This window comes from Nocardia uniformis NBRC 13702 (assembly GCF_001613345.1).
Lineage (GTDB): Bacteria > Actinomycetota > Actinomycetes > Mycobacteriales > Mycobacteriaceae > Nocardia > Nocardia uniformis.
The window spans coordinates 157,037-177,791 of record NZ_BDCE01000064.1 but is presented as its reverse complement, the minus strand read 5'-3'; the positions used below and the strand labels follow the sequence as shown (position 1 = coordinate 177,791).

At 67.0% G+C, this 20,755-nt stretch carries 22 protein-coding genes and 1 pseudogene; 14 read left to right on the top strand and 9 right to left on the bottom strand.

Going from position 1 to position 20,755, the window contains the following annotated elements; translation table 11 throughout:
• The 6 genes from NU1_RS23500 to NU1_RS23475 all read left to right on the top strand — a co-directional run bounded on the left by NU1_RS23500 (position 1) and on the right by NU1_RS23475 (position 6,214).
• Positions 1-1,509: a YifB family Mg chelatase-like AAA ATPase gene (locus tag NU1_RS23500; protein WP_067524143.1), complete on the top strand. Its 1,509-nt coding sequence runs from the start codon at positions 1-3 to the stop codon at positions 1,507-1,509.
• Between the two features lie 350 nt (positions 1,510-1,859).
• Positions 1,860-2,984 (top strand): DNA-processing protein DprA, encoded by a 1,125-nt coding sequence (dprA, locus tag NU1_RS23495; protein ID WP_067524259.1) that lies wholly within the window; start codon positions 1,860-1,862, stop codon positions 2,982-2,984.
• 75 nt (positions 2,985-3,059) lie between these two features.
• On the top strand, positions 3,060-3,983 hold the full coding sequence (locus tag NU1_RS23490; protein WP_067524141.1) for a tyrosine recombinase XerC: 924 nt from the start codon (positions 3,060-3,062) through the stop codon (positions 3,981-3,983).
• A 268-nt stretch (positions 3,984-4,251) separates the two neighbouring features.
• Positions 4,252-5,022, top strand: a complete 771-nt coding sequence (locus NU1_RS23485) for a siderophore-interacting protein (RefSeq protein ID WP_245720266.1) — start codon at positions 4,252-4,254, stop codon at positions 5,020-5,022.
• A 77-nt stretch (positions 5,023-5,099) separates the two neighbouring features.
• Entirely contained in the window at positions 5,100-5,474 is a 375-nt protein-coding gene (locus tag NU1_RS23480) for a GatB/YqeY domain-containing protein (RefSeq protein WP_067524256.1), read from the top strand.
• Between the two features lie 431 nt (positions 5,475-5,905).
• Positions 5,906-6,214, top strand: a complete 309-nt coding sequence (locus NU1_RS23475) for a nuclear transport factor 2 family protein (RefSeq protein WP_067524137.1) — start codon at positions 5,906-5,908, stop codon at positions 6,212-6,214.
• Here NU1_RS23475 and NU1_RS23470 read toward each other — a convergent pair.
• The gene (locus NU1_RS23470) at positions 6,205-6,726 is read right to left on the bottom strand and encodes a DUF1990 domain-containing protein (RefSeq protein WP_067524255.1); all 522 of its coding nucleotides are present in this window, start codon (positions 6,724-6,726) and stop codon (positions 6,205-6,207) included. The two genes, NU1_RS23475 and NU1_RS23470, sit on opposite strands and share 10 nt — an antisense overlap.
• A gap of 777 nt (positions 6,727-7,503) precedes the next feature.
• On the opposite strand from NU1_RS23470, the gene NU1_RS23465 reads away from it, so the two are divergent.
• Together NU1_RS23465 and NU1_RS23460 are read left to right on the top strand one after the other, a co-directional pair.
• Positions 7,504-7,860 (top strand): YidH family protein, encoded by a 357-nt coding sequence (locus NU1_RS23465; RefSeq protein WP_067524253.1) that lies wholly within the window; start codon positions 7,504-7,506, stop codon positions 7,858-7,860.
• Entirely contained in the window at positions 7,857-8,195 is a 339-nt protein-coding gene (locus NU1_RS23460; protein WP_067524135.1) for a DUF202 domain-containing protein, read from the top strand. Before NU1_RS23465 ends, NU1_RS23460 begins: the two co-directional genes overlap by 4 nt.
• A 91-nt stretch (positions 8,196-8,286) precedes the next feature.
• Here the strand turns inward: NU1_RS23460 and NU1_RS40605 are convergent.
• A pseudogene (locus tag NU1_RS40605) lies at positions 8,287-8,736 on the bottom strand (M23 family metallopeptidase); the annotation flags it as partial.
• A 344-nt stretch (positions 8,737-9,080) separates the two neighbouring features.
• Between NU1_RS40605 and rpsB the strand changes: the two are divergent.
• The 5 genes from rpsB to NU1_RS23435 all read left to right on the top strand — a co-directional run bounded on the left by rpsB (position 9,081) and on the right by NU1_RS23435 (position 13,651).
• Positions 9,081-9,965 carry a 30S ribosomal protein S2 gene (gene rpsB / locus NU1_RS23455; RefSeq protein WP_067524133.1) on the top strand — a complete coding sequence of 295 codons (885 nt, stop codon included), beginning with the start codon at positions 9,081-9,083 and terminating at the stop codon, positions 9,963-9,965.
• 105 nt (positions 9,966-10,070) lie between these two features.
• Positions 10,071-10,895 carry a translation elongation factor Ts gene (gene tsf, locus NU1_RS23450; protein WP_067524131.1) on the top strand — a complete coding sequence of 275 codons (825 nt, stop codon included), beginning with the start codon at positions 10,071-10,073 and terminating at the stop codon, positions 10,893-10,895.
• A 315-nt stretch (positions 10,896-11,210) separates the two neighbouring features.
• The gene (pyrH, locus tag NU1_RS23445; protein ID WP_067524129.1) at positions 11,211-11,945 is read left to right on the top strand and encodes a UMP kinase; all 735 of its coding nucleotides are present in this window, start codon (positions 11,211-11,213) and stop codon (positions 11,943-11,945) included.
• A gap of 53 nt (positions 11,946-11,998) precedes the next feature.
• A complete protein-coding gene (gene frr / locus NU1_RS23440; protein ID WP_067524127.1) occupies positions 11,999-12,556 on the top strand; it encodes a ribosome recycling factor in 558 nt (185 codons plus the stop codon).
• A 111-nt stretch (positions 12,557-12,667) separates the two neighbouring features.
• On the top strand, positions 12,668-13,651 hold the full coding sequence (locus tag NU1_RS23435; RefSeq protein WP_067524251.1) for a phosphatidate cytidylyltransferase: 984 nt from the start codon (positions 12,668-12,670) through the stop codon (positions 13,649-13,651).
• Here the strand turns inward: NU1_RS23435 and NU1_RS23430 are convergent.
• A complete protein-coding gene (locus tag NU1_RS23430) occupies positions 13,648-13,971 on the bottom strand; it encodes a LapA family protein (RefSeq protein ID WP_067524125.1) in 324 nt (107 codons plus the stop codon). The genes NU1_RS23435 and NU1_RS23430 overlap by 4 nt on opposite strands.
• A 153-nt stretch (positions 13,972-14,124) precedes the next feature.
• On the opposite strand from NU1_RS23430, the gene rlmN reads away from it, so the two are divergent.
• A complete protein-coding gene (gene rlmN / locus NU1_RS23425) occupies positions 14,125-15,234 on the top strand; it encodes a dual-specificity RNA methyltransferase RlmN (RefSeq protein WP_067524249.1) in 1,110 nt (369 codons plus the stop codon).
• A 504-nt stretch (positions 15,235-15,738) separates the two neighbouring features.
• Here the strand turns inward: rlmN and NU1_RS23420 are convergent.
• From NU1_RS23420 to NU1_RS23395, 6 genes are read right to left on the bottom strand one after another with little or no spacing between them, the layout of a single operon-like run.
• Positions 15,739-16,701, bottom strand: a complete 963-nt coding sequence (locus NU1_RS23420; protein WP_157552878.1) for a hypothetical protein — start codon at positions 16,699-16,701, stop codon at positions 15,739-15,741.
• 6 nt (positions 16,702-16,707) lie between these two features.
• Complete coding sequence (locus NU1_RS23415; RefSeq protein ID WP_067524122.1) at positions 16,708-16,920, bottom strand: hypothetical protein; 213 nt, start codon at positions 16,918-16,920, stop codon at positions 16,708-16,710.
• A 59-nt stretch (positions 16,921-16,979) separates the two neighbouring features.
• Positions 16,980-17,597 carry a hypothetical protein gene (locus NU1_RS23410; protein WP_212761798.1) on the bottom strand — a complete coding sequence of 206 codons (618 nt, stop codon included), beginning with the start codon at positions 17,595-17,597 and terminating at the stop codon, positions 16,980-16,982.
• 30 nt (positions 17,598-17,627) lie between these two features.
• Positions 17,628-18,602: an MlaD family protein gene (locus tag NU1_RS23405; RefSeq protein ID WP_067524120.1), complete on the bottom strand. Its 975-nt coding sequence runs from the start codon at positions 18,600-18,602 to the stop codon at positions 17,628-17,630.
• Positions 18,599-19,657, bottom strand: coding sequence for an MlaD family protein (locus NU1_RS23400; RefSeq protein ID WP_245720265.1), 1,059 nt, complete (start codon positions 19,655-19,657; stop codon positions 18,599-18,601). The genes NU1_RS23405 and NU1_RS23400 overlap by 4 nt, the downstream gene beginning before the upstream one ends.
• Entirely contained in the window at positions 19,654-20,754 is a 1,101-nt protein-coding gene (locus tag NU1_RS23395) for an MlaD family protein (RefSeq protein WP_067524118.1), read from the bottom strand. The genes NU1_RS23400 and NU1_RS23395 overlap by 4 nt, the downstream gene beginning before the upstream one ends.
• Position 20,755 lies beyond the last annotated feature (1 nt).

The window sequence follows — 20,755 nt, the reverse complement described above, 5'->3', positions numbered from 1 at the left end:
ATGCCGCTGGGACGGGCGTACTCGGTGGCTGTCGCCGGGGTGGACGGGCAGATGGTCGAGATCGAGGCCGATATCGGCCAGGGGCTGCCATCGCTGCACCTGGTCGGGCGGCCGGACACCACATTGCAGGAGTCGCGGGACCGGGTGCGGGCCGCGGTGACGAACTCGGGGGAACGGTGGCCGGATGGTCGGGTGGTGCTGGCGTTGTCACCGGCTACGCTGCCGAAGGTCGGGAGTGTGTATGACCTGGCATTGGCTACCGCCGTGCTGGATGCGGCCGGTGCCGTACCTGCTGATCGCCTCGCGAAGACAGTGCTGCTCGGGGAGTTGGCGCTGGACGGGCGGATACGCCGCGTGCGGGGCATACTGCCCGCCGTGCTGGCAGCCCGCACCGCCTGCCGCTCCACCGTCGTGGTCCCGAAGGCGGCGCTTCCCGAAGCCGGACTGGTCGATGGCATCGAAGTGCTGGGTGCACCGAGCCTACGAGCTCTGCTGGACTGGCTGCGGGGAGACGGCGAGCTTTTCGTTCCGGACCGCGTGCAACCCGCACCGACATGGGTTGGTGGAGACCTGAGCGAGGTCGTCGGTCAGGACGAGGCGCGCTGGGCGCTGGAGGTCGCCGCGGCGGGCGGTCATCACCTGCTGCTCACGGGTCCGCCTGGTATTGGTAAAACAATGCTGGCGCAACGCCTTCCGGGACTGTTGCCACCGCTGAGCGAACGAGAATCGTTGGAAGTCACGGCGATACACTCGGTCGCCGGCACCCTGTCCGACAATTACCCGTTGATCACCATCCCGCCATTCGTCGCACCACACCACTCGTCCTCGGTGAGTGCGATGGTCGGGGGCGGGTCCGGGTCTGCCCGGCCGGGAGCGGTGAGTCGGGCGCATCGTGGCGTGCTGCTCTTGGACGAGTGTGCCGAGGTCTCCAAAGCTGTGTTGGAAGCGCTCCGAACTCCCTTGGAGGAAGGCGAAGTTCGCATCGCGCGGCGAGATGGCATCGCGCGATACCCCGCCCGCTTTCAATTGATTCTCGCCGCCAATCCATGCCCGTGTGCACCAGCACGCGACATCGACTGCATCTGTGCGCCCCTGGCCCGCCGTCGCTATCTGGGCAAGCTGTCCGGCCCCCTCATGGATCGCATCGACCTGTGGGTTCAGATGCATGCTCAGGCAGCGGGGTCGTTCAGCGGTGAAGAGGTCGAGAGCAGCGAGACGGTGCGGGCTCGAGTCGCCGCTGCGCGGGAAGCCGCGGTACGGCGCTGGAAGGAGTCGGGGTGGACCCTCAATTCCGAGGTGCCGGGACATGTGCTGCGGCAACGCTTCCGGTTACCCCGGGAGGCGCTCGCACCGGTCGAGAACGCGCTCAAGCATGGCCGAATGTCCGCTCGCGGCGCGGACCGGGCAATCCGAGTGGCCTGGACGGTCTGCGACTTGCGTGGTGGCGATGTTCCGACTGCGCAGGATGTGTTGCAGGCATTGAACTTTCGGCAGCGAGGTGGGTCATGAGCGAAATGCTGCCCGACCATCGTGAGGAGGGGTGCCGAGTCGATTCTGAGGAGTGCGTTGTCGAATCCTCTCCAGCGCAGCGGGAATCGCTCGCCGAATTGGATACTGCAGCGTGCCTCGGCAGGCAGAACGCCCGCGCGGTGGACCATGACGAGGGCGGTGCTGTGGTCGATGTGCCTCTCGGTCGACCGTGTGTACGTGAGGGCGAGGGGCGGGCGGCGACCGCCACCGACGGCGGTGGACTGCTCAGTGACGACGCCGGAGGACGGGGTGCCGGGGATCTTGGCCGCCACGGCGGAGGACCGGACACCGAGGTTCCTGGCCGCGAGGGGGATTGGGACGCGCGGCGGTTGGCGTGGGTGTATTTGTCGCGGGTGGTGGAGGGGCCGTGTGCGGCGTTGTCGGCGTTGATCGATTCGGTGGGGGTGGTGGAGGCGGCGCGGGCGGTGCGGGAGTGCGCGTTGCCGGATGTTTTGCGCGGGGCTACCGAGTTGCGGCGGGGGATTGACAGGGCTGAGCGGGATTTGGCGGTGATGGAGCGGATCGGGGGGCGGGTGGTGACGCCCGATGATGCGGAGTGGCCCGCTTGGCGGCTATTGGGGTTGGGGCAGTTGGATCCGGAGCAGGATGCGGGGGCGGCGATGCCGTTGGTGTTGTGGGTGCGCGGGCCGCGGTCGTTGGTGGAATGCACCGAGCGGGCCGTGGCGGTGGTGGGGGCGCGGTGCAGTACCGGGTACGGGAATCAGGTAACGGGGGAGATCGCGGGGGAGTTGGCCGCGCGTGGGTGGACGATTGTGTCCGGGGCGGCGTTCGGGATCGATGGGATGGCCCATCGGGCGGCGCTGGCGGTGGGGGGAGTGACGGTCGCGGTACTGGCCTGTGGTCCCGATCGGCCGTACCCGGTCCAGCACGATCGGTTGCTCGCGGAGATCGCCGATACCGGAGTGGTCGTCACTGAGTACCCGCCCGGTTGCACCGCTCGGAAGCACTATTTCCTGGCCCGCAATCGGTTGATCGCGGCTCTGGCCGACGGGGTTGTGGTCGTCGAGGCCGGAATGCGCAGCGGTGCCCGCAATACCGTGAAATGGGCGCGCCGCCTGGGTCGTCCGGCCTTGGCGGTTCCCGGGCCGGTGACATCGGCCGCCTCGGTCGGCTGCCACCGCATGATCCGCGAGGGCGAGGCCTTCCTGACCACCAGCGCCGAAGAGGTCATCGACGAGGCCGGACCGTTGCGGCTGTCACTCCCCGGCACCGTCCCGCCCAACCCGGAGGACGATATGTCCGGCGACGAAGCGCTGGCCTATGCGGCTCTCCCACAGACCGGTTCACGTCTACCGCGCTTGCTCGCAGAGCAATCCGGTCTGACCATCCCCGCGGTGCGAGCCGCCCTGTGCGCACTCGAGCTCGGCGGTCTGGTCGCATGTGACGAAAACGGCTGGTATCGAACAGTGCCACAGGCCGCACGACGGGCATGAACGTCACCGGTTGCACGACGGCCTCGAGCGGCGCGGGGGCTTGCCATCGGGCGGGGCGGCGGTGAACCTGGGGGGATGAGTGAACTGCCCGAGGATTTGGAGGCGCTGCTGGTCGAATTCGGGCGGCATTTGCGGCTCGGGAAGAACCGGTCGGCGCATACGGCTCGGGCCTATGTGGGAGATGCGCGGTCGCTGCTGGAGCATTTGGTGATGCGATCGGCGGATTCCGGTGTGGGGGAACTGGATTTGGCTCTGCTGCGGTCGTGGTTGAGTGCGCAGGCCGCGAGCGGGGCGGCGCGAACGACCATGGCGCGACGGGCATCCTCGGCGCGGACATTCACCGAATGGTTGACGCGTACGGGGCGGTTGGCGGTCGATCCCGGGCCGCGGCTGGGGTCGGCGCGGGCGCATCGGGTACTGCCCGCGGTGCTGGGGAAGGAGCAGGCGCGGGCGGCCATGGATGCGGCGGAATCGGGTGCCGCGCAGGAGGATCCACTCGCCCTGCGGGACCGCCTGATCGTGGAGCTGCTGTACGCCACCGGTATTCGCGTTGGCGAACTGTGCGGGCTCGATATCGACGATGTGGACCGCGAACGCCACCTGGTGCGGGTCCTGGGCAAGGGCAACAGGGAGCGGGCGGTGCCGTTCGGCGCACCCGCCGACACCGCCCTCGAACTCTGGCTCCGCCGCGGCCGCCCCGCTCTCGCCACCCCGGATTCCGGCCGCGCCCTGCTGCTCGGCCGCCGCGGCCGCCGCCTCGATCCCCGGCAAGCCAGATCCGTTGTCCACGAGGTGGTCTCCGCCATTCCCGGCGCACCCGATATGGGCCCGCACGGGCTCCGTCACACGGCCGCCACCCATCTCCTCGAGGGCGGCGCGGACCTGCGTGTAGTCCAAGAACTCCTCGGGCACGCCAGTATGGCCACCACCCAGCTCTACACCCATGTCTCCATCGAGCGCCTCAAGAAGGTGCACGACCAGGCCCACCCGCGCGCGTGAATGCCCGCCCCGCCGGGCTGATCGCGCTCGAAGTGCTTTGGTGGGAGGTGCGTGAGCGACTTCGGTTCGGACGTTGATGCGTTGCGGTACAGCGGACACGGCCCGGAATTGCCAGACCGTTCGGGCGGTTCGCTATGAGGTGGGCTGTGCGAGTTCCGGCGACGGAAGTATGTGATTGATGCCTCACCGTTGTATCGAACTTGTATCGGCGAACTATCGGCCATCCACGTAGGCTGAGTTAGGTAATCCTAATATGGAGGTGATTCACTTGGCTCGTCCACGTACGACCCTGGTAGTTCAGGGCACCACCCGGCTCACCGAACACCTGATTCGCGTGCACCTCGGCGGTCCGGGCTTCGAGACCTTCCAGCCCAACGCGTTCACCGACGCCTACGTCAAACTGCTGTTCCCGGGACCGGGCGGTGAGGTCACCCGGACCTACACCGTGCGCGCGGTGGACCCGGAGGCGAAGCAGATCGCCATCGACTTCGTCTACCACGGCGAGGAGGGTGTAGCGGGCCCCTGGGCCGCCACCGCGCAGCCCGGCGATTCGATCGACCTCTTCGGTCCCGGCGGTGCGTACGCGCCTCGGCCGGATGCGGATTGGCATCTGTTCGCCGGCGACGAATCCGCCCTGCCCGCCATCGCGGCCGCGTGCGCTGCCCTGCCCGCCGACGCGGTGGGGCGGGTGTTCATCGAAATCGACGGACCCGCCGATGAACTCGACTTCGAACGCCCGGACGCGATGGAGCTCACCTGGGTGCATCGCGGCGAAACCGCCCCCGGGGAGCGGCTGGCGGCGGCCGTCCTGGCCGAGCCCTGGCGCGACGGACAGGTCCAGGTCTTCATCCACGGTGAGGCACAGGCCGTCATGCACCAGCTGCGGCCCTACATTCGCAAGGAACGCGGTGTGACCGCCGAATGGGCGTCCTCCATCTCCGGCTACTGGCGGCGCGGCCGGACCGAAGAGGGCTTCCGGCAGTGGAAATCGGAGCTGGCCGACCGCGAGCAGGCCGTCTCCGCCGCGACAAACCGGTAGGCCGCGATACCTCGAGGCCGCGACACCTCGAGTCGAATCCTCGCGCTTAGCTCGGCACGAGGCATACGGTCGTGATCATGTCGACCGAATCAGCCGGTGGGGCAGTGCCGTTGCGCGACCGCATGCGCACGGCGCTATCGGCCGCCATAAAGGCCCGCGATCGCCGCGCCGCCTCGGCGCTGCGCTCCGCCCTCGCCGCCATCGACAATGCCGAGTCCGTCGACGTCACCGATACACGGGCCGGGGCGATCGAGGCGAGCGCGGTCGGTCCGGGTGCGGCCGAAGTGACCCGACGCGACTTGACCGAAACCGATATCGAACGCATCGTGCGCGCCGAGATCGACGAAAGACATTCGGCGGCAACCGACTACGAGCGTGCGGGATATCCCGACCGTGCCGCCGACCTGCGTGCCGAAGCCGACGCCCTGCTCCCGCACCTGTCGGCACACTGATCCCTGATCGGCCCAGGGATCTCGACGCGGCTGCTCGGATGTGAAGGGGCGTGGGTCACCTGGGGCGAGGCGCCGTTGGCGGCCGCTCGGGTCCGAGGGTCTGAGGGAGTCTCGGCAACCCGGGGAGCCATCGTCGGCGGCGGTTTGGTGCCGAGGACTTGAAGGGTTCTCGACAACCCCGGCGGAGTCACTGGCTGCGGCAGCTTGGTTCCACGGATACGAAAAGGGCTCGGCCGCTGGGAGCGAGTCACCGTCGGCGGACGTCGCGGTCATGATTGCCGGGAGCTGTGGTTGACGCCTGCCATCTGCGGGCGCGTCGGCTCGTATGCGGCTGACGCGCTACCCGCTGCGGTACGTTGGCGGTGAGCAAGCGGAGCGTCACGCATACGAACCTGCCCGGAGTACGGCACACCGATCCGAAGGGGCTTCCGATGACCGAGCTCGATCCCGTGGTTGCGCAGTTCGTCAACGCCGTCAATGCCGGTGACCGCGAGGCCTTCGAGGCCGTGCTCACCGCCGACGCGACCATGTCCGACGACGGCAACGACCTGGACCTGCGGAAGTGGGCCGCGAGCGAGATCTTCGATACCGAGGGGCGCATGGATATCCAGTCGATCTCCGACGGTGGCCGCGCTGTCGTCGCCGACTACACCAACACCCGTTGGGGCTCCATGCGCACCGCCTGGCGCTTCACCGTCGAGGGCGAAAAGATCAGCCGATTCGAGACCGGTCAGGCCTGAGCGGGTCGGATGGCGTCGATGTACTTACCCGCGATGTAGTGCTGGATCAGCCGCACCACCGGCCCGCCCAGCCGCGTGTACCAGGTCCCCGGCCGGGAGAACGCGGCCACTACGCCGTACACCGACTCATCGGCGGGGTCGAATTCGACGGCGAACAACTCCTCACCACGCTCCGGATGCCCGGGCAGCGTGCCATAGGCGAACCCGCGTCGATTCGGTTCATCCAGCACGTACACCACCTGACACGGCGCGGTAATCCCGAACGGCCCCACCCCCAACCGAACCGTCAGCCGGGTGCCCGCCTCGGCGACCGGCGTGCTCGCCTCCCGAAAAATCCCGGTACCCCGCTGCATGCGATACCCGAGAATCGCGCCCCCCGCCTCCTCGAACAGTGCCCGCCCCGCCCCGATCCGGCGACGTAACCGGAAATGGTGATAGCCGGAAGGAAATTCACCACTGGTCGCCCCGACCTCGGCGTAATTGAACGGGTCGGCAACAGGCTTACTCGGCATACCCCCCATCCTCATCCGCCCAGCGCCTCGGGACCAGCAGCGCGGGCTGTGAAAGCTCTCGCAAAGCACGAAGACCACTCTCGCTGTGAGAAACCGGGCCAGCGGGGCCGGCCGGATAAGCGCGGCAGGCCCGATGAGCCAGTCGCGGCCAACCGTGCGGCGATCGTGGTCCGCCCGCATCGATGACCCGGGCCGCTTCAGCGTGCCTCGATCGCTCGCAGGGGAGTGGCTCGTATCAATCGGCAGGGGCGCCTAGGACCGGCGGCCTGGCCGATGCGTCGGTCGCGGCGACCCGTGAGGGACTGGCGATCGCACGGTCCGCCACACCGGCAACTCCGGCCGCATCAGCATGCCAAGTCGATCGCGGGAGCGGTTCGCCCCGATCGACGGGGCTGCCGAGAAAGGCAGGCAGCCGCGAAGCGTCGGTCGTGATCACCCGTGAGGCGGTGGGGATCGTGGTCCGCCGCACCGATTCCGGCCGCTTTAGGTGCCTAGTCGATCGCGGGGAGTGGATCGTGTCGATCGGCAGGCACTGAGGACCGGCGACAGGGCCACAGGGGCAGCCGCAGACACCCGCGAGGCGATCGTGGTCCGCCGCGCTGACGGCCCCGGTCGCTTCAGCGTGCCTAGTCGGTCGCGGGGGAGTGGATCGCCTCGATCTGCGGGGTGCCGTCGGTGGCGCGGGCCGCTCGCGTGGCCGTGCAGTCCGGTGGTGGGCGGGAACTCGCCGGCCCGGACAACGCCGCGAGTGCTGGTATGCCGGGAACACTGGTGTCCATGACCCGACCCACGCCTGCGGAACCGGACGAGATGGAGGTGGACTATCGATTCACTCTCGCCAATGAGCGCACCTTCCTGGCGTGGACACGGACCGCGTTGGGGCTGTTGGCCGCCGGCGTGGCCGTGCACGAACTGGTTCGGCCGTTTCGGCATCACGGGGTGCGGACCGCCGTCGGGATGAGCTGCATTGTGCTCGCCACGATTGTCGCGGTCGGCGCGTACGGGCGGTGGCGGCATGTGGCGGCGGCCATGCGGCGTGGAGATCCATTGCCGGACACCGTGCTGGTGCCCATCCTGGCCGCCGGTATTGCCCTGATCTCGGTGCTGGCCGGTATCGGAGTGCTGCTGTCGTGACCGATGCGCCGATATCCGATACCGGGTTGGCGGCGGAGCGGACCGCGCTGTCGTGGCGGCGGACCGCGGTGGCGGCCATGGCGAATGTGGCGCTGTTCCTGCACGCTGCCGCCAATACCGAATGGCGGCCCGCGGCCGTGGCGCCACTGGCGGTAGCCGTCGCGCTGGCCGCCGTCGTGGTGACCAGTGTGCGGCGCGGCCGGGTGCTGCACACCGCGCCTCGCCACGAATGGGGCGGCGGTCGATCCGCCGTGGCGATCGTGGCGGTATCGGTGGTCGGAGCCGCCTGCGTCGCAGCGGGATTCGAGCTCGCCTATTCGTTTGTCGAACCGTGAGCGGGATGCGGGTTCTCGCTCGCCGTCGTCGAACCACCGCTCGCCGCCGAATCCCGGGCTGTCGGGCAACCCTGTGCTGTCGCCGAGCCGACGGCTTCAGCCGCAACGGCGTGCGATGAACGAGTCCCAGCGGATCGAGGTAGTCGGCCCCGCGCCGCAGCCCCCAGTGCAGACAGGCCGCGACCGGGCACCCCGCATGCCCGCTCTCCAACGTCCCGATCGCACTCGCGCGCCCGACCCGCCGCCCCACGGCCACCGTCGCCCGCACCGGCTCATAGGTGGTTCGCAACCCGCCCGGATGATCCACCGACACCACCGGTTTGCCGGCCACCACACCCGCGAACACCACGACCCCGGCCCCGGCGGCCAGCACTGTCTGCCCCGCAGCACCCGCGAGGTCCACCCCGCGATGTCCGGGTAGCCAGTTGTGCTCCGGCTTGTCGAAGACCCGCACCACGGTTGGCCGCGGCAGCAGCGGCCAACCGTAAACAATGGCGGGTTCGGCCACTCCGCGGGCAGTCGCCAGCAGTAACCATCCCATCACGATCGCCGTAATCCACCGCACGCCATCCAGCCTGGTATCGCCAGGTCGACATGGGAATCCCCGCGTCGGCGAGTGTGGATGACCCGCGCCAATGTGAATAGCCTCCGCTTCTCCATTTAGGGGCGATTTCGGTCTGACCCGCCAGCCCCGTAGACTGATCTAGCGGTTTGCGTAGAGCGAATCGACTTCGCGCGCCCGAATCAAGGGTCGCTGGCTGGTCCCAACGCGTTCCGCTGAACATCGATTGTTCGGCAGACGCAGCGTGGGTTCCAGCGGCTTCGGGCGCCAGGGCAGGGATCGCCGATTCCTGCGACAACCAGCAATGAAAGGGTTACGGGGCCATGCCTGTCGTAACAATGAGGCAGCTGCTCGACAGCGGCGCGCACTTCGGACACCAGACCCGTCGTTGGAACCCGAAGATGAAGCGATTCATCTTCACCGATCGCAACGGCATCTACATCATCGATTTGCAGCAGACGCTGACCTACATCGACAAGGCCTACGAGTTCGTCAAGGAGACCGTCGCCCACGGTGGCACCGTTCTCTTCGTCGGAACCAAGAAGCAGGCCCAGGAGTCGATCGCTTCCGAGGCCACCCGCGTCGGCATGCCCTACGTGAACCAGCGCTGGCTGGGCGGCATGCTCACCAACTTCGGCACCGTGCACAAGCGCCTTCAGCGGATGAAGGAGCTGGAGGCCATGGAGCAGACCGGTGGCTTCGAAGGTCGCACCAAGAAGGAAATCCTCATGCTGACGCGTGAGAAGAACAAGCTCGAGCGCACCCTCGGTGGTATCCGCGATATGGCCAAGGTTCCCTCGGCCGTGTGGATCGTCGACACCAACAAGGAGCACATCGCCGTCGGTGAGGCTCGCAAGCTGAACATCCCGGTCATCGCGATCCTGGACACCAACTGCGATCCCGACCTGGTCGACTACCCGATCCCGGGTAACGACGACGCGATCCGTTCGGCCGCGCTGCTGACCAAGGTTGTCGCCTCCGCTGTTGCTGAGGGTGTGCAGGCCCGTGCCTCGCGCGCCTCCGGCGATTCGAAGCCGGAAGCCGGCGCTGCCGGCGAGCCGCTCGCGGAGTGGGAGCAGGAACTGCTGTCTTCGGCCACCCCGGCCGCCGAGGCCGCTCCGGCTGCCGACGCTGCCCCTGCGGTCGAGACCGCTGCCGAAGCCGAGCTGAAGGAAGATCCGGCCACCAAGACCCCGGCCGACTTCTGATAGCCGCTCCACGGCGTTAGTTCACCTTGCCGACCGCTACCGTTCGGTAGCGGTCGGCATGGTATTGACCACCACCGACCACTCACCACAGGAGGCTCGCCCCAGATGGCGAACTACACTGCCGCCGATGTGAAGCGGCTCCGGGACCTCACCGGCTCCGGCATGATGGACTGCAAGAAGGCGCTCGAGGAGACCGACGGCGACTTCGACAAGGCCGTCGAGATCCTGCGCATCAAGGGTGCCAAGGATGTCGGCAAGCGCGCCGAGCGCGCCACCGCCGAAGGTCTCGTCGCCGCGTCCGACGGCGTCATGATCGAGATCAACTCCGAGACCGACTTCGTCGCCAAGAACGCGGAGTTCCAGGAGCTGGCCAACGCGGTCGTCGCGGGTGCCGTCAAGGCCCGCCCGGCCGACCTGGACGCGCTCAAGGCTGTCGACCTGGGCGGCAAGACCGCCGATCAGGCCGTGCAGGAGCTGGCCGCCAAGATCGGCGAGAAGCTCGAACTGCGTCGCGTCGTGGCCTTCGAGGGCCCCGTCGCCACCTACCTGCACAAGCGTGCCACCGACCTGCCGCCCGCCGTCGGCGTGCTGGTCGAGTACCAGGGCGAGGGTGACGCCGCGGCCGAGGTCGCGCGTGCCGCCGCCATGCAGGTCGCCGCGCTCAAGGCCAAGTACGTCACTCGCGATGAGGTTCCGGCCGACGTTGTCGAGAAGGAGCGCTCGATCGCCGAGGCGACCGCTCGCGAAGAGGGCAAGCCCGAGGCCGCCCTCCCGAAGATCACCGAGGGCCGCGTCAACGGCTTCTACAAGGACGTCGTCCTCTTGGAGCAGTCGTCGGTCACCGACAGCAAGAAGACCGTGAAGCAGCTCCTGGACGAGGCCGGTGTCACCATCACCCGCTTCGCCCGCTTCGAGGTCGGCCAGGCGTAATCGCCTGACATCAGCGAGACGGCCCCTCTGGCAACGGTATTCGTTGCCCGAGGGGCCGTCTGCCGTGCGGACGACCCGTCGTTGAGCGGGTCGCGGCCATCGCGACCGCGACCGCCCGTCTCGCCGCGCTATCGGTGGGCGCCGAAAACGGATAAGCTGCCCCGAAAATCTCACGATGTACGAGGGTCGGGTCACCTTCGTGGCGGTGCGTGAGGCAGGATAGATAAAGCTCGTCGCCGTCCCGTGTAATCCGTTGTGCCGGGATGGTCTTTTCATGTGCGTGCGCAGGTTGACTGCCGAGGGAGAAGGAGACCGATGACGGACCCGGATACGGCCCCCGACCGCAAGGGCTATCGCCGAGTGCTCCTCAAGCTGGGCGGCGAGATGTTCGGCGGTGGTCGGGTAGGACTCGACCCGGACGTCGTACAGGCGGTCGCCGAGCAGATTGCCGAGGTGGTTTCCACCGGCGCGCAGGTCGCGGTGGTGATCGGCGGCGGGAACTTCTTCCGTGGGGCCGAACTCGAGGAGCGCGGTATGGAACGCGCCCGCTCCGATTACATGGGCATGCTCGGCACGGTGATGAATTCCCTTGCGCTGCAGGATTTCCTGCAGAAGCAGGGGATCGATACCCGCGTGCAGACCGCGATAACCATGGGGCAGGTCGCCGAACCGTACCTGCCGCTGCGCGCCAAGCGGCATTTGGAGAAGGGCCGCGTGGTCATCTTCGGTGCGGGTATGGGTATGCCGTACTTCTCCACCGATACCACCGCGGCGCAGCGCGCCCTGGAGATCGGTGCCGAAGTCGTGCTGATGGCCAAGGCCGTCGACGGTGTCTTCACCGCGGACCCCCGCGAGGATGCCTCCGCCACCATGTTCACCCAGATCAGCCACAAAGAGGTGCTGGAACGCGGCCTGAAGGTCGCGGACGCCACCGCCTTCAGCCTCTGTATGGACAACCAGATGCCCATGCTGGTGTTCAATCTGTTGACAAAGGGCAATATCGCCCGTGCGGTCGCCGGTGAGAAAATCGGCACGCTGGTTCGTTCGTGAGCTCCCGTGGCCACGCCGACCGAAATGAACGATGACGCTGTGGAGGAAACGCCGTGATTGAAGAAGCGCTCTTCGACGCCGAGGAAAAGATGGAGAAGGCCGTCGCGGTGGCGAAGGACGACCTGGCTGGCATCCGGACCGGTCGCGCGAACCCGGGCATGTTCACCCGGATCGTCATCGATTACTACGGTGCGCCTACGCCGATCACCCAGGTGTCGAGCATCAATGTGCCCGAACCGCGCATGGTGGTGATCAAGCCCTACGAGGCCAATATGCTGGGCGCCATCGAGACCGCGATCCGCAATTCGGATCTGGGTGTGAACCCGAGCAATGACGGCACCATCATCCGGATCTCCGTTCCGCAGCTCACCGAGGAGCGGCGTCGCGAGATGGTCAAGCAGGCCAAGTCCAAGGGTGAGGACGCCAAGGTCGCGGTCCGCAATGTGCGCCGCAAGGCCATGGATGAGCTGGGCCGCATCCAGAAGGACGGCGAGGCCGGTGAGGACGAGGTCGGTCGCGCCGAGAAGGAACTCGACAAGACCACCCACAGGTATGTCGCCAGCATCGACGACCTGGTCAAGCACAAGGAAGCCGAACTGCTCGAGGTCTGAGACGGTCGGCGGCGCCGGCCGGGGGTAGGGACGAACGGACGACAAGTGAGCGACAGGACAATCGTGGCCGAAGATACTGCCGCCGCAGATAATGCGACGCCGCCGGGCGAGGTGACCCCCGATGGCGATGCATCGGCGACGACCGGTCGCTCCGCGTCGGAGCCGCCCGGCGGTGCGGTATCGAAGGCTGAAGGTGCTGCGGCGGGGTCGCCGGACGACCGGACCCCCGGTCCCGTCGCGACGACGCCGACCGCTCCCGCCGCAGCGAGCGGCGGTAAATCCAAGGCCGGACGCAACCTGCCCGCGGCCCTGGCGGTCGGTCTGGGTCTGGGCCTGTCGCTCATCGCCATCCTGCTGTTCGTCCCCAAGATTCTGATCGGTGTGATCGCGGTGGCCATGGCGGTGGCCACCTGGGAGGTCGCCAAGCGTCTGCGCGAGGCCGATGTCCTGGTGCCGCGCATCCCACTACTGGTCGGCGGTCAGGCCATTATCTGGCTGGCCTGGCCGTGGGGAGCGGAAGGTGTGGCGGGTGCGTTCGCGGGCACCGCGCTGACCCTCATGGTGTGGCGACTGTTCGACCACGGCCTGCGCGCCACGCCCCGAAACTATCTGCGCGACACCGCGATCAGCATTTTCGTACTGGCCTGGGTGCCCCTGCTGGCCGCCTTCGCGATCCTCATGCTGCTCGCCGACAACGGCAATCTCCGCGTCCTGACCTTCATGATCCTGGTGGTCTGCTCGGATGTCGGCGGCTATGTGGCGGGCGTCCTCTTCGGTCGCCACCCCATGGTTCCGGCCATCAGCCCGAAGAAGTCCTGGGAGGGGTTCGGTGGCTCCCTGGTCTTCTCCGTCATCGGTGGTCTGCTCACGGTGACCCTGCTGCTGCAGGCGAATTCGATGATCGGCGTCCTGCTCGGCGTGGGTCTGGTGCTGGTGGCCACGACCGGCGACCTCATCGAATCGCAGATCAAGCGCGAACTGGGCATCAAGGATATGGGCACCCTGCTGCCCGGCCACGGCGGCATCATGGACCGGCTGGACTCGATGCTGCCGTCGGCCTTCGTCTCGTGGCTGGTACTGACCGCCCTGCTCTAGTAGGTCGTCGCCTTCTTCACCGCGCGACGTAGCTGGAAGATGCGCCAGCCGCCGACCAGTGTCATCACCAGTGCGCCGATAATGACCGACAGCAGCACCAGCACGCCGATCGGCATCTGGAACCGCCAGGCGAAGAACTCGACGTGGGCCGCCTCCAGGTTCTGCAGAATGAAGACGAGTACCAGGATGCCGAGCAGCGCCGCGGTGATGAGCCCGAGCCAGGTGTAACCGGTCCGAGTCTTCAACGCGGGGTCGGCCTTGTGATCGATATTCCTTTCCGGGGTCGAGTCGGACCCGGGGTTCACGGCATCGGCTGTCATAGCTCGATCATTGCTGATCGCTATGACCGTTGCGGGGATATTGCCCGTTGTCTGCCGTATGTCGGGTTGCCTCGGTCGTTCCGGTCCGGTGTGACCAGCGCCGCCCGCCCCGACACCGGCGATGGTGGACTCGGATGGGACACTGGAGAGGTTATGACTGCCCCGTTGCCGCTCGTATTCGACGCTCCCCGCCGCGGAATGCCCCCGCGGCATCTCGCCGACCTCGACGCCGACGGGCGCCGTGCCGCGATGGAGGCGCTGGGGCTACCGAAGTTCCGGGCCGACCAGATCGCGCGCCAGTACTACGGCCGTTTGCAGGCCGATCCGGAGCAGATGACCGATCTGCCCGAAGCCATGCGCGCCAAGGTGGCCGAGGCCCTGTTCCCGCCGTTGCTCACCGCCGTGCGCCATATCGCCTGCGATGACGGCAGCACCCGCAAGACATTGTGGAAGGCCAATGACGGCACCCTGCTCGAGTCGGTGCTCATGCGCTACCCGGACCGGGCCACGCTGTGTATCTCCAGCCAGGCCGGCTGCGGTATGGCCTGCCCGTTCTGCGCGACCGGCCAGGCGGGTCTGACCCGCAACCTCTCCACCGCCGAGATCGTCGACCAGGTCCGTTCCGCGGCCGCCGCGCTGCGCGACGGTGAAGTGGCCGGCGGCCCCGGCCGCCTGTCGAATATCGTTTTCATGGGTATGGGCGAGCCACTAGCTAACTATCGTCGAGTAGTGTCAGCTGTCCGGCGCATTACGTCACCTTCACCGGACGGTTTCGGAATCTCCCAGCGCAACGTCGTCGTCTCGACCGTCGGCCTGGCACCGGCCATCCGCAAACTCGCCGACGAAGACCTCTCGGTCACCCTCGCGGTTTCCCTGCACACCCCCGACGACGAACTCCGCGACACCTTGGTCCCGGTCAACAACCGCTGGCCGGTCGCCGAAGTCCTCGACGCCGCAAGGTATTACGCGGATAAGTCCGGCCGCCGCGTCTCCATCGAATACGCCTTGATCCGTGACATCAACGACCAGCCCTGGCGCGCGGACATGCTCGGCAAGAAGCTCCACAAGACCCTCGGCTCCCGCGTCCACGTCAACGTGATTCCTTTGAACCCCACCCCGGGCAGCAAATGGGACGCCGCCCCCAAACCCGTTGAGCGCGAATTCGTTCGCCGCGTCAACGAAGCGGGCGTCCCTTGCACCGTCCGCGACACCCGCGGCCAAGAAATCGCAGCTGCCTGTGGACAGTTGGCAGCGGAAGGGTAGGTACCAACTCGGACCCGAACGATTCGGATCCGCCGAGGACTGGGTGTCACCCTTCGAAATCGACCGACGGTTGACGTCGGTCCAGGTCGATAACCTTGCGGACTACCTTCTACCGATTCTTGGTGCGAGAGACCATCGCCGGTGTTTTTTTGGAAATCACACGTTTTGACGGGTGGAACGAATGTGGACCCTGACCGTAATGCTTGGTCATGGGCTATTTTTGTGCGCCATCAGGGACTTTGTCACCATGCTCCACAAATCGTCGCTGAACAGTTCCTGCAGCTGAACAAACCGCGATCGAGGTTCGTCGAACCGGTGGATCCGAGGAATGTCTACCGACTTGATCTGCGGCCTCCGCTGGATAACGTCTCCACGGGCGCTCGGCGGATGCGCGAGGCACGCTATACAAAGCGCCCGCTGGCACACGACAACGCAGGGGTGAATCCACGCGGCCGTGAGCGCCGAGGGCGACGGTTAAAGTTGTGGCACGACTGTATATCTCGTTCAGGCGGTGGCAGGGTTGGCCGGGTCGGAGGCGGTATGCGCGATTCGCTGCCAGGCGCGACGGTGCCGGTCGGTCGTGGCGGCCTGCTCCATGGTGCGCAGCGCCGAGTCGTCGGCGAAGTAGGGGGACTGCGCGAGGCGAGTGAGCGTGCGCTCGGTCAGTTGGTCGGTGATGTCCAGGAGTTCGGGCAGTGCGCTCGCGTCGGTGGCGATGGCCAGGATGCGTGCGATGCCGTCGGTGTCCAGGCCGTCGAACAGCGTGTTGCTGAGCGGGGCGGCGAGTTCGGTGTCGAGACGGGCCAGCGCCGACAGTGCGGCCAGTACGGTCTCGGGTTCGGCGGAGGCCGCGGTGGTGATGATGCGGGTGCGCCGCTCGACGGGCAGCACACCCACGATGTCGTTGAGCCGGTCGGTGGAGGACACCAGTGCCGCGGTGCGGATGAGCCCTTCGTCGTCGTCGATGCCACGTTCGAATTCGCGTACCAGTTGTTCGGTGGCGTGCTCGACGAAGCGGGAGGCGGTCAGATAGTCGCGGCGGCGCAGTAGTTCGACGGCCGTGGGTATGAGCAGTTCGGCTGGTATCCGTGGCGCGAAGACCGGAATCACTCGCGGGTCGATGAACGGTGCGGCGTCGGCCATGTAGGCCGGGGTGAGTCCGGCGATGATGCCGCTGGCGCGGTCGGGGTGGTCCATGCCGACGGAGCCTCCGGCGCGGCCGCCGACCTCTGCGGGGATGGCCTTCTGTGCGACGATGATCACCAGCGCATTGGGCACGAGCGGGGCGAGCTTGCTGACGCGCGCGAAAGTCGGTGCGAGAGAGTCGAACAACTCATTGGAGATGCGCTCGAGCAGCGCCTCGAGATTGTGCGCGCCGAGTCGCTCCAGACCGGCCAGCGCCGTGGGTTCGGTACCGAGCGTCTGGGCCAGGATTGCGATCTTGGCGCGGGTCAGCATGTCTGCCATGGTTTTTCACTTTCCGAAGAGGATCTTGCGGGCGGGGATGCGGAGCAGGCGCGGCAGCACTTCCAGGCTCTTGTCGATGGCGAGATCCAGGTTGCGTTGCTGGTTCTGTTTCGCCTGCCGCACCAGCATCAGCAGCTGAGCGGACTCTTCGGGGGTGAGTAGCTCGAGGATCTCCCTGGGTTCCTCGAGCTCGGCGAGCAGCGGGTTTTCCTTTGACATCGGTGTTGTATTCCTTACTTCCATTCCGCCCGAACAGGATTCGCATCGGGCAGAACCGGTTATTTGATGGGCAGTGCCCCGTCCATACCGCCGACGTCGCTGACCTTCCAGTCGGAGCGGTCGACGGTGACGTTGTAGGTGACGGTCGTCTGCGCGCCTTCGGGGTTCTGCGCGTTCGTGGAGGAGACGTTGACGAAGACGTTCACCTTGTAGACGCCGCCCGATTCGCTCATCACCTTGGCGGCGACGGGCTGGGCGCTGGAGGTCCACTTGAGTGGGGTGAGGACCTCTTGGAGCTTCGGCGCGGTGGCGTCGAACTTGTTGGACAGCGCCGGTGTGGTGTTGGCCTTGAGACGGCCGACCCAGGCGTTGAAGTCGGCGAAGTTCACTGTCGACGCGCCGACTGCGTAGTCGGTCGCGACCTGTTGGGCGTGGGCGTCGTCGGCGGCGACGGTGTCGCGGTGGGAGATGTCGCCGCGGGCGGAGATCAGGAATCCGGCCAGCACGATCGCGATGATCGCCAGGGCCGCGGTGGCGGCGGTCCAGATGATCGTGGACAGCGAGATCGACACCGCGCGAGCTGAGGGTCGCGTGCCAGGCTTTGGTGTGCCCGGCGTGGATTTGCCGGGCGCGGCCTTGTCGAGTGTGGGCTCGTCGACGGTGGAGGTATCGGACATCGTTGTCTCCCAGGGATATTCGGTCGTGGTCTATTTGACGGTGAGCTGCAGTTGCAGAGTGCCGTCGGCGCTGGTGGTGGCGAGTGCCTGGCTGATCAGGCTGCTGATATCGACGTTGTGCAGCGTGCCGGTGGCCGAGGCGACGACCGGTTGGAGCACGGGGATAAGTGGAGCCAGTTCGGGTCCGATGGTGCCGATTTTGGTGGTCAGTTCGTGCAAGAACGGCAGCAGGCCGACCGTGTCCGGCGTGTCGGTGAGGTATTCGGCGGGCACGTCACCCGAGCGGATGACACGGGCGATGGCGGCAGCGACGTCGGCGATGCGCGGACCGAAGTCGGCCCAGGGACCGGCGGCGTCGGTGAGCGCGGGCCCGGACCAGGCCATATCGCCCGCATTGGCCTGCATGGCGATCAAGAGCTGCCGGATGACGTCGGTGCGGCTGAGCAGGGTGGCGGCGAGCAGTTCGGTGGAGTGTGACAGTTGCGGGATCACGGTCTCGGTTCCGGACAGCGCCGTGCTGAAGGTGTCGACGATGTCGGTGAGGACCTCGGGTTCCAGTTGTTCGAGCAGCTGTGTCGCGTTGCGCGCGACGTCGGGAATCGACATCGGCCGGGTGATCGTGCCGGTCTGGACCGTCTGGCCGTCTTGCAGGTAGGGTCCGTCGCCGCCTTTGCTGGGCCGGAACTCCAGGTAGGGCTCACCGAGACCGGATAGTCCGCGAATGCGCACCGAACTGGATGTGGGGATGGGGTATTCGGCGTCGGCGCGGAACACCACCTTGATTCCGGCGACCGTGCGGTTCACCTCGGTGACCTCACCGACCTCGACACCGGTCAGCAGCACCTTGGATCGTGGGATGAGGCCACCGGAGTCAGGGACGGTCAAGGTGGCGGTGATGGTGTCGCGGAAGGGATGCACGCGTACCACGCCGAAGGCCAGGTAGCTGGTTCCAGCGATCAGGATCGCGACGATACTGGCAAGGGAGACAATCGAACTCGGTTTCATCGCACCATTCCGATCATCCGCAGGGCGCGCACCATGGCGTCCACCTGGTCTTCCTTGGCCACCGAGGACGCGCCGCCCTCGATCCTCACGCCGGTGATGTTCACCTTCGGTCCGCGCTCGACGAACGGAATGATCTTGTCGCGCAATAGTGCGGTAAGACGATTGAGGTTCGAGGGGGCGCTCAGGTCCAAGGGCTGGTTGGCGAACAGCAACGGCACCAAGGCTTTCGCGGTCGCGTCGCCGGACCGCAGCAGCGGTCCGAGCCATTCGACGGCGTGGCCGATGCTGCCGAGCGCGCCCACGATGCCCAGCGTCAATACCAACGACTGGGCATCGGCCGGAATGTCCACCGCGCCACGTTCGCTGAGCAGTGCGTCGAGTTCGGGCTGGTTGTCGCTCACCGCGGCCAGATCCGCCTCGATGGCGGTGAGGAAGGCGTCGACCGAACCCTGATTGCCCGCGAGGTCCTGCACGTCGCGGCCGATGGTGTCGAATATCCGCCGCGTCTCCTGCACTCGCTGTGGCAGGACCGCATTGGTTTGGTTGACGATCTCCTGGAACTGGTGCAGCGCACCGCCGCCGACGAAGGTGGACATTCCCGCCAGCAGATCCTCCACTTGCAGCGGTGGTTCGGTCCGGGCGAGCGGGATGACACCGCCGGGCGGGATGGTCTTGTCGAAATCCGTTGCAGGCGTGGTGAGCCCGATGTAGATGTCGCCAAGGATGGTGGACTGCCGCAATTGCGCGGTGGTGGTGGTCGGCAGCCGTACCGCGGCCGAGATCTCCACGACCGCGTCGATGCGGCCCGGGGTGTTCGGGCCGGGGTCGACCACGGTCACCGAGCGCAGACTGCCGATCTTCGCGCCATTGGCCACGACCTTGGCCTGCGCGGGCAGGTTCAATGCGTTGGTGAATTCGATCCTGATCTCGTAGGTGGGGCCGGATACCGATGCGCCGGGAACCGGAATCGCGGCCGGGTTGAATCCACACCCGGCGGGCAGGAGTACGGCCATGGCGAGGGCCGTGGCGGAAAGCGTGCGACGCCAATTGCTCATCGTGCACCTGCCAATCCCAGAACGAGAGGAGCCAGGTCGACGTCGGCCATCCCGTTCGCGGCGGTGCGGCAGCGCCCGGGCATTGTCGCGTTGACGGCCGCGCACACCTGGTCGGCGGTGTCCTGCGGCAGCGCCACGGTCGGCGGCGTGTAGGTCAGGCGGGCGTGCCCGGTCTGCGGGTCGATCGACTGCCCGAAGGCAGTCACCAGTGACGGGACCATATCGATGATCTGCTGCAAGGTGCCGACATTGGCCGAGAGCATGCGCAGGCTCGGGGTCAGCTCGTCGATGCCCTCCAGAATGGGGCGGCCGTATCGGCGGGCGATGTCGTTGAACCAGGGCAGGATCACCAGCAGCGAGTCCACGAGCTGCACCACCCGCTGCCAGATATCGTTGATGAACGCGATGCCCGGAGCGGCTTGCACCAGTGCGGTTTTGATGTCCCCCCAATTGGCCGAGATACTGCCGACGAGCGCGGCGAACGAGTCCACCAGCCCCCCGATATGCCCGATGGCGGCGTCGGGTTGCCGCAGCGCGGTACCGAGATCGAGGACGAGCCGATTCATCTGCCCGCCCTCGCCGGTGGTGGCGTCCCGGAAGGTGCGCAGGCTGTCGCGGATACGCTGCCGCTCGGCGGGATCGCCGTGGTCGGTGAGCTGATCGGCGAGACCGGAGAACGCTTCCAGGGTCTCGGTGATGCTCTTGGGCGTGAACGTTTTGGTGAGGCAGGTGTCCTGATTCCAGCGGGCGGGGGAGTCGTCGTCGCCGAGCACCGACAGGGTGCGGTCGGCGACCAGGGTGTCCGACACCGTGGTGGCGATGACGTCGCCGCGCAGGGGATGGTCGGCGTCGACGGTGAATGTCACTCGCACGGAGTCCTTTTCGGGACGCACGCTGGTGATCGTGCCGACCGGGATGCCGAGGGTGGTGACGTGGTTGCCCGCGTACAGGCCGACGCCGTCGGGCATGATCGCGCAATAGGCGAGGGTCTTGCGCATCGGATCGAAGGCGAACAGGTAGCCGACGATCGCGAGCACGGCCACCAGCGTGACGCCGGCGAGGGTCACGAAACCCTGTGAGCCCAGAAAGCGTTTCACC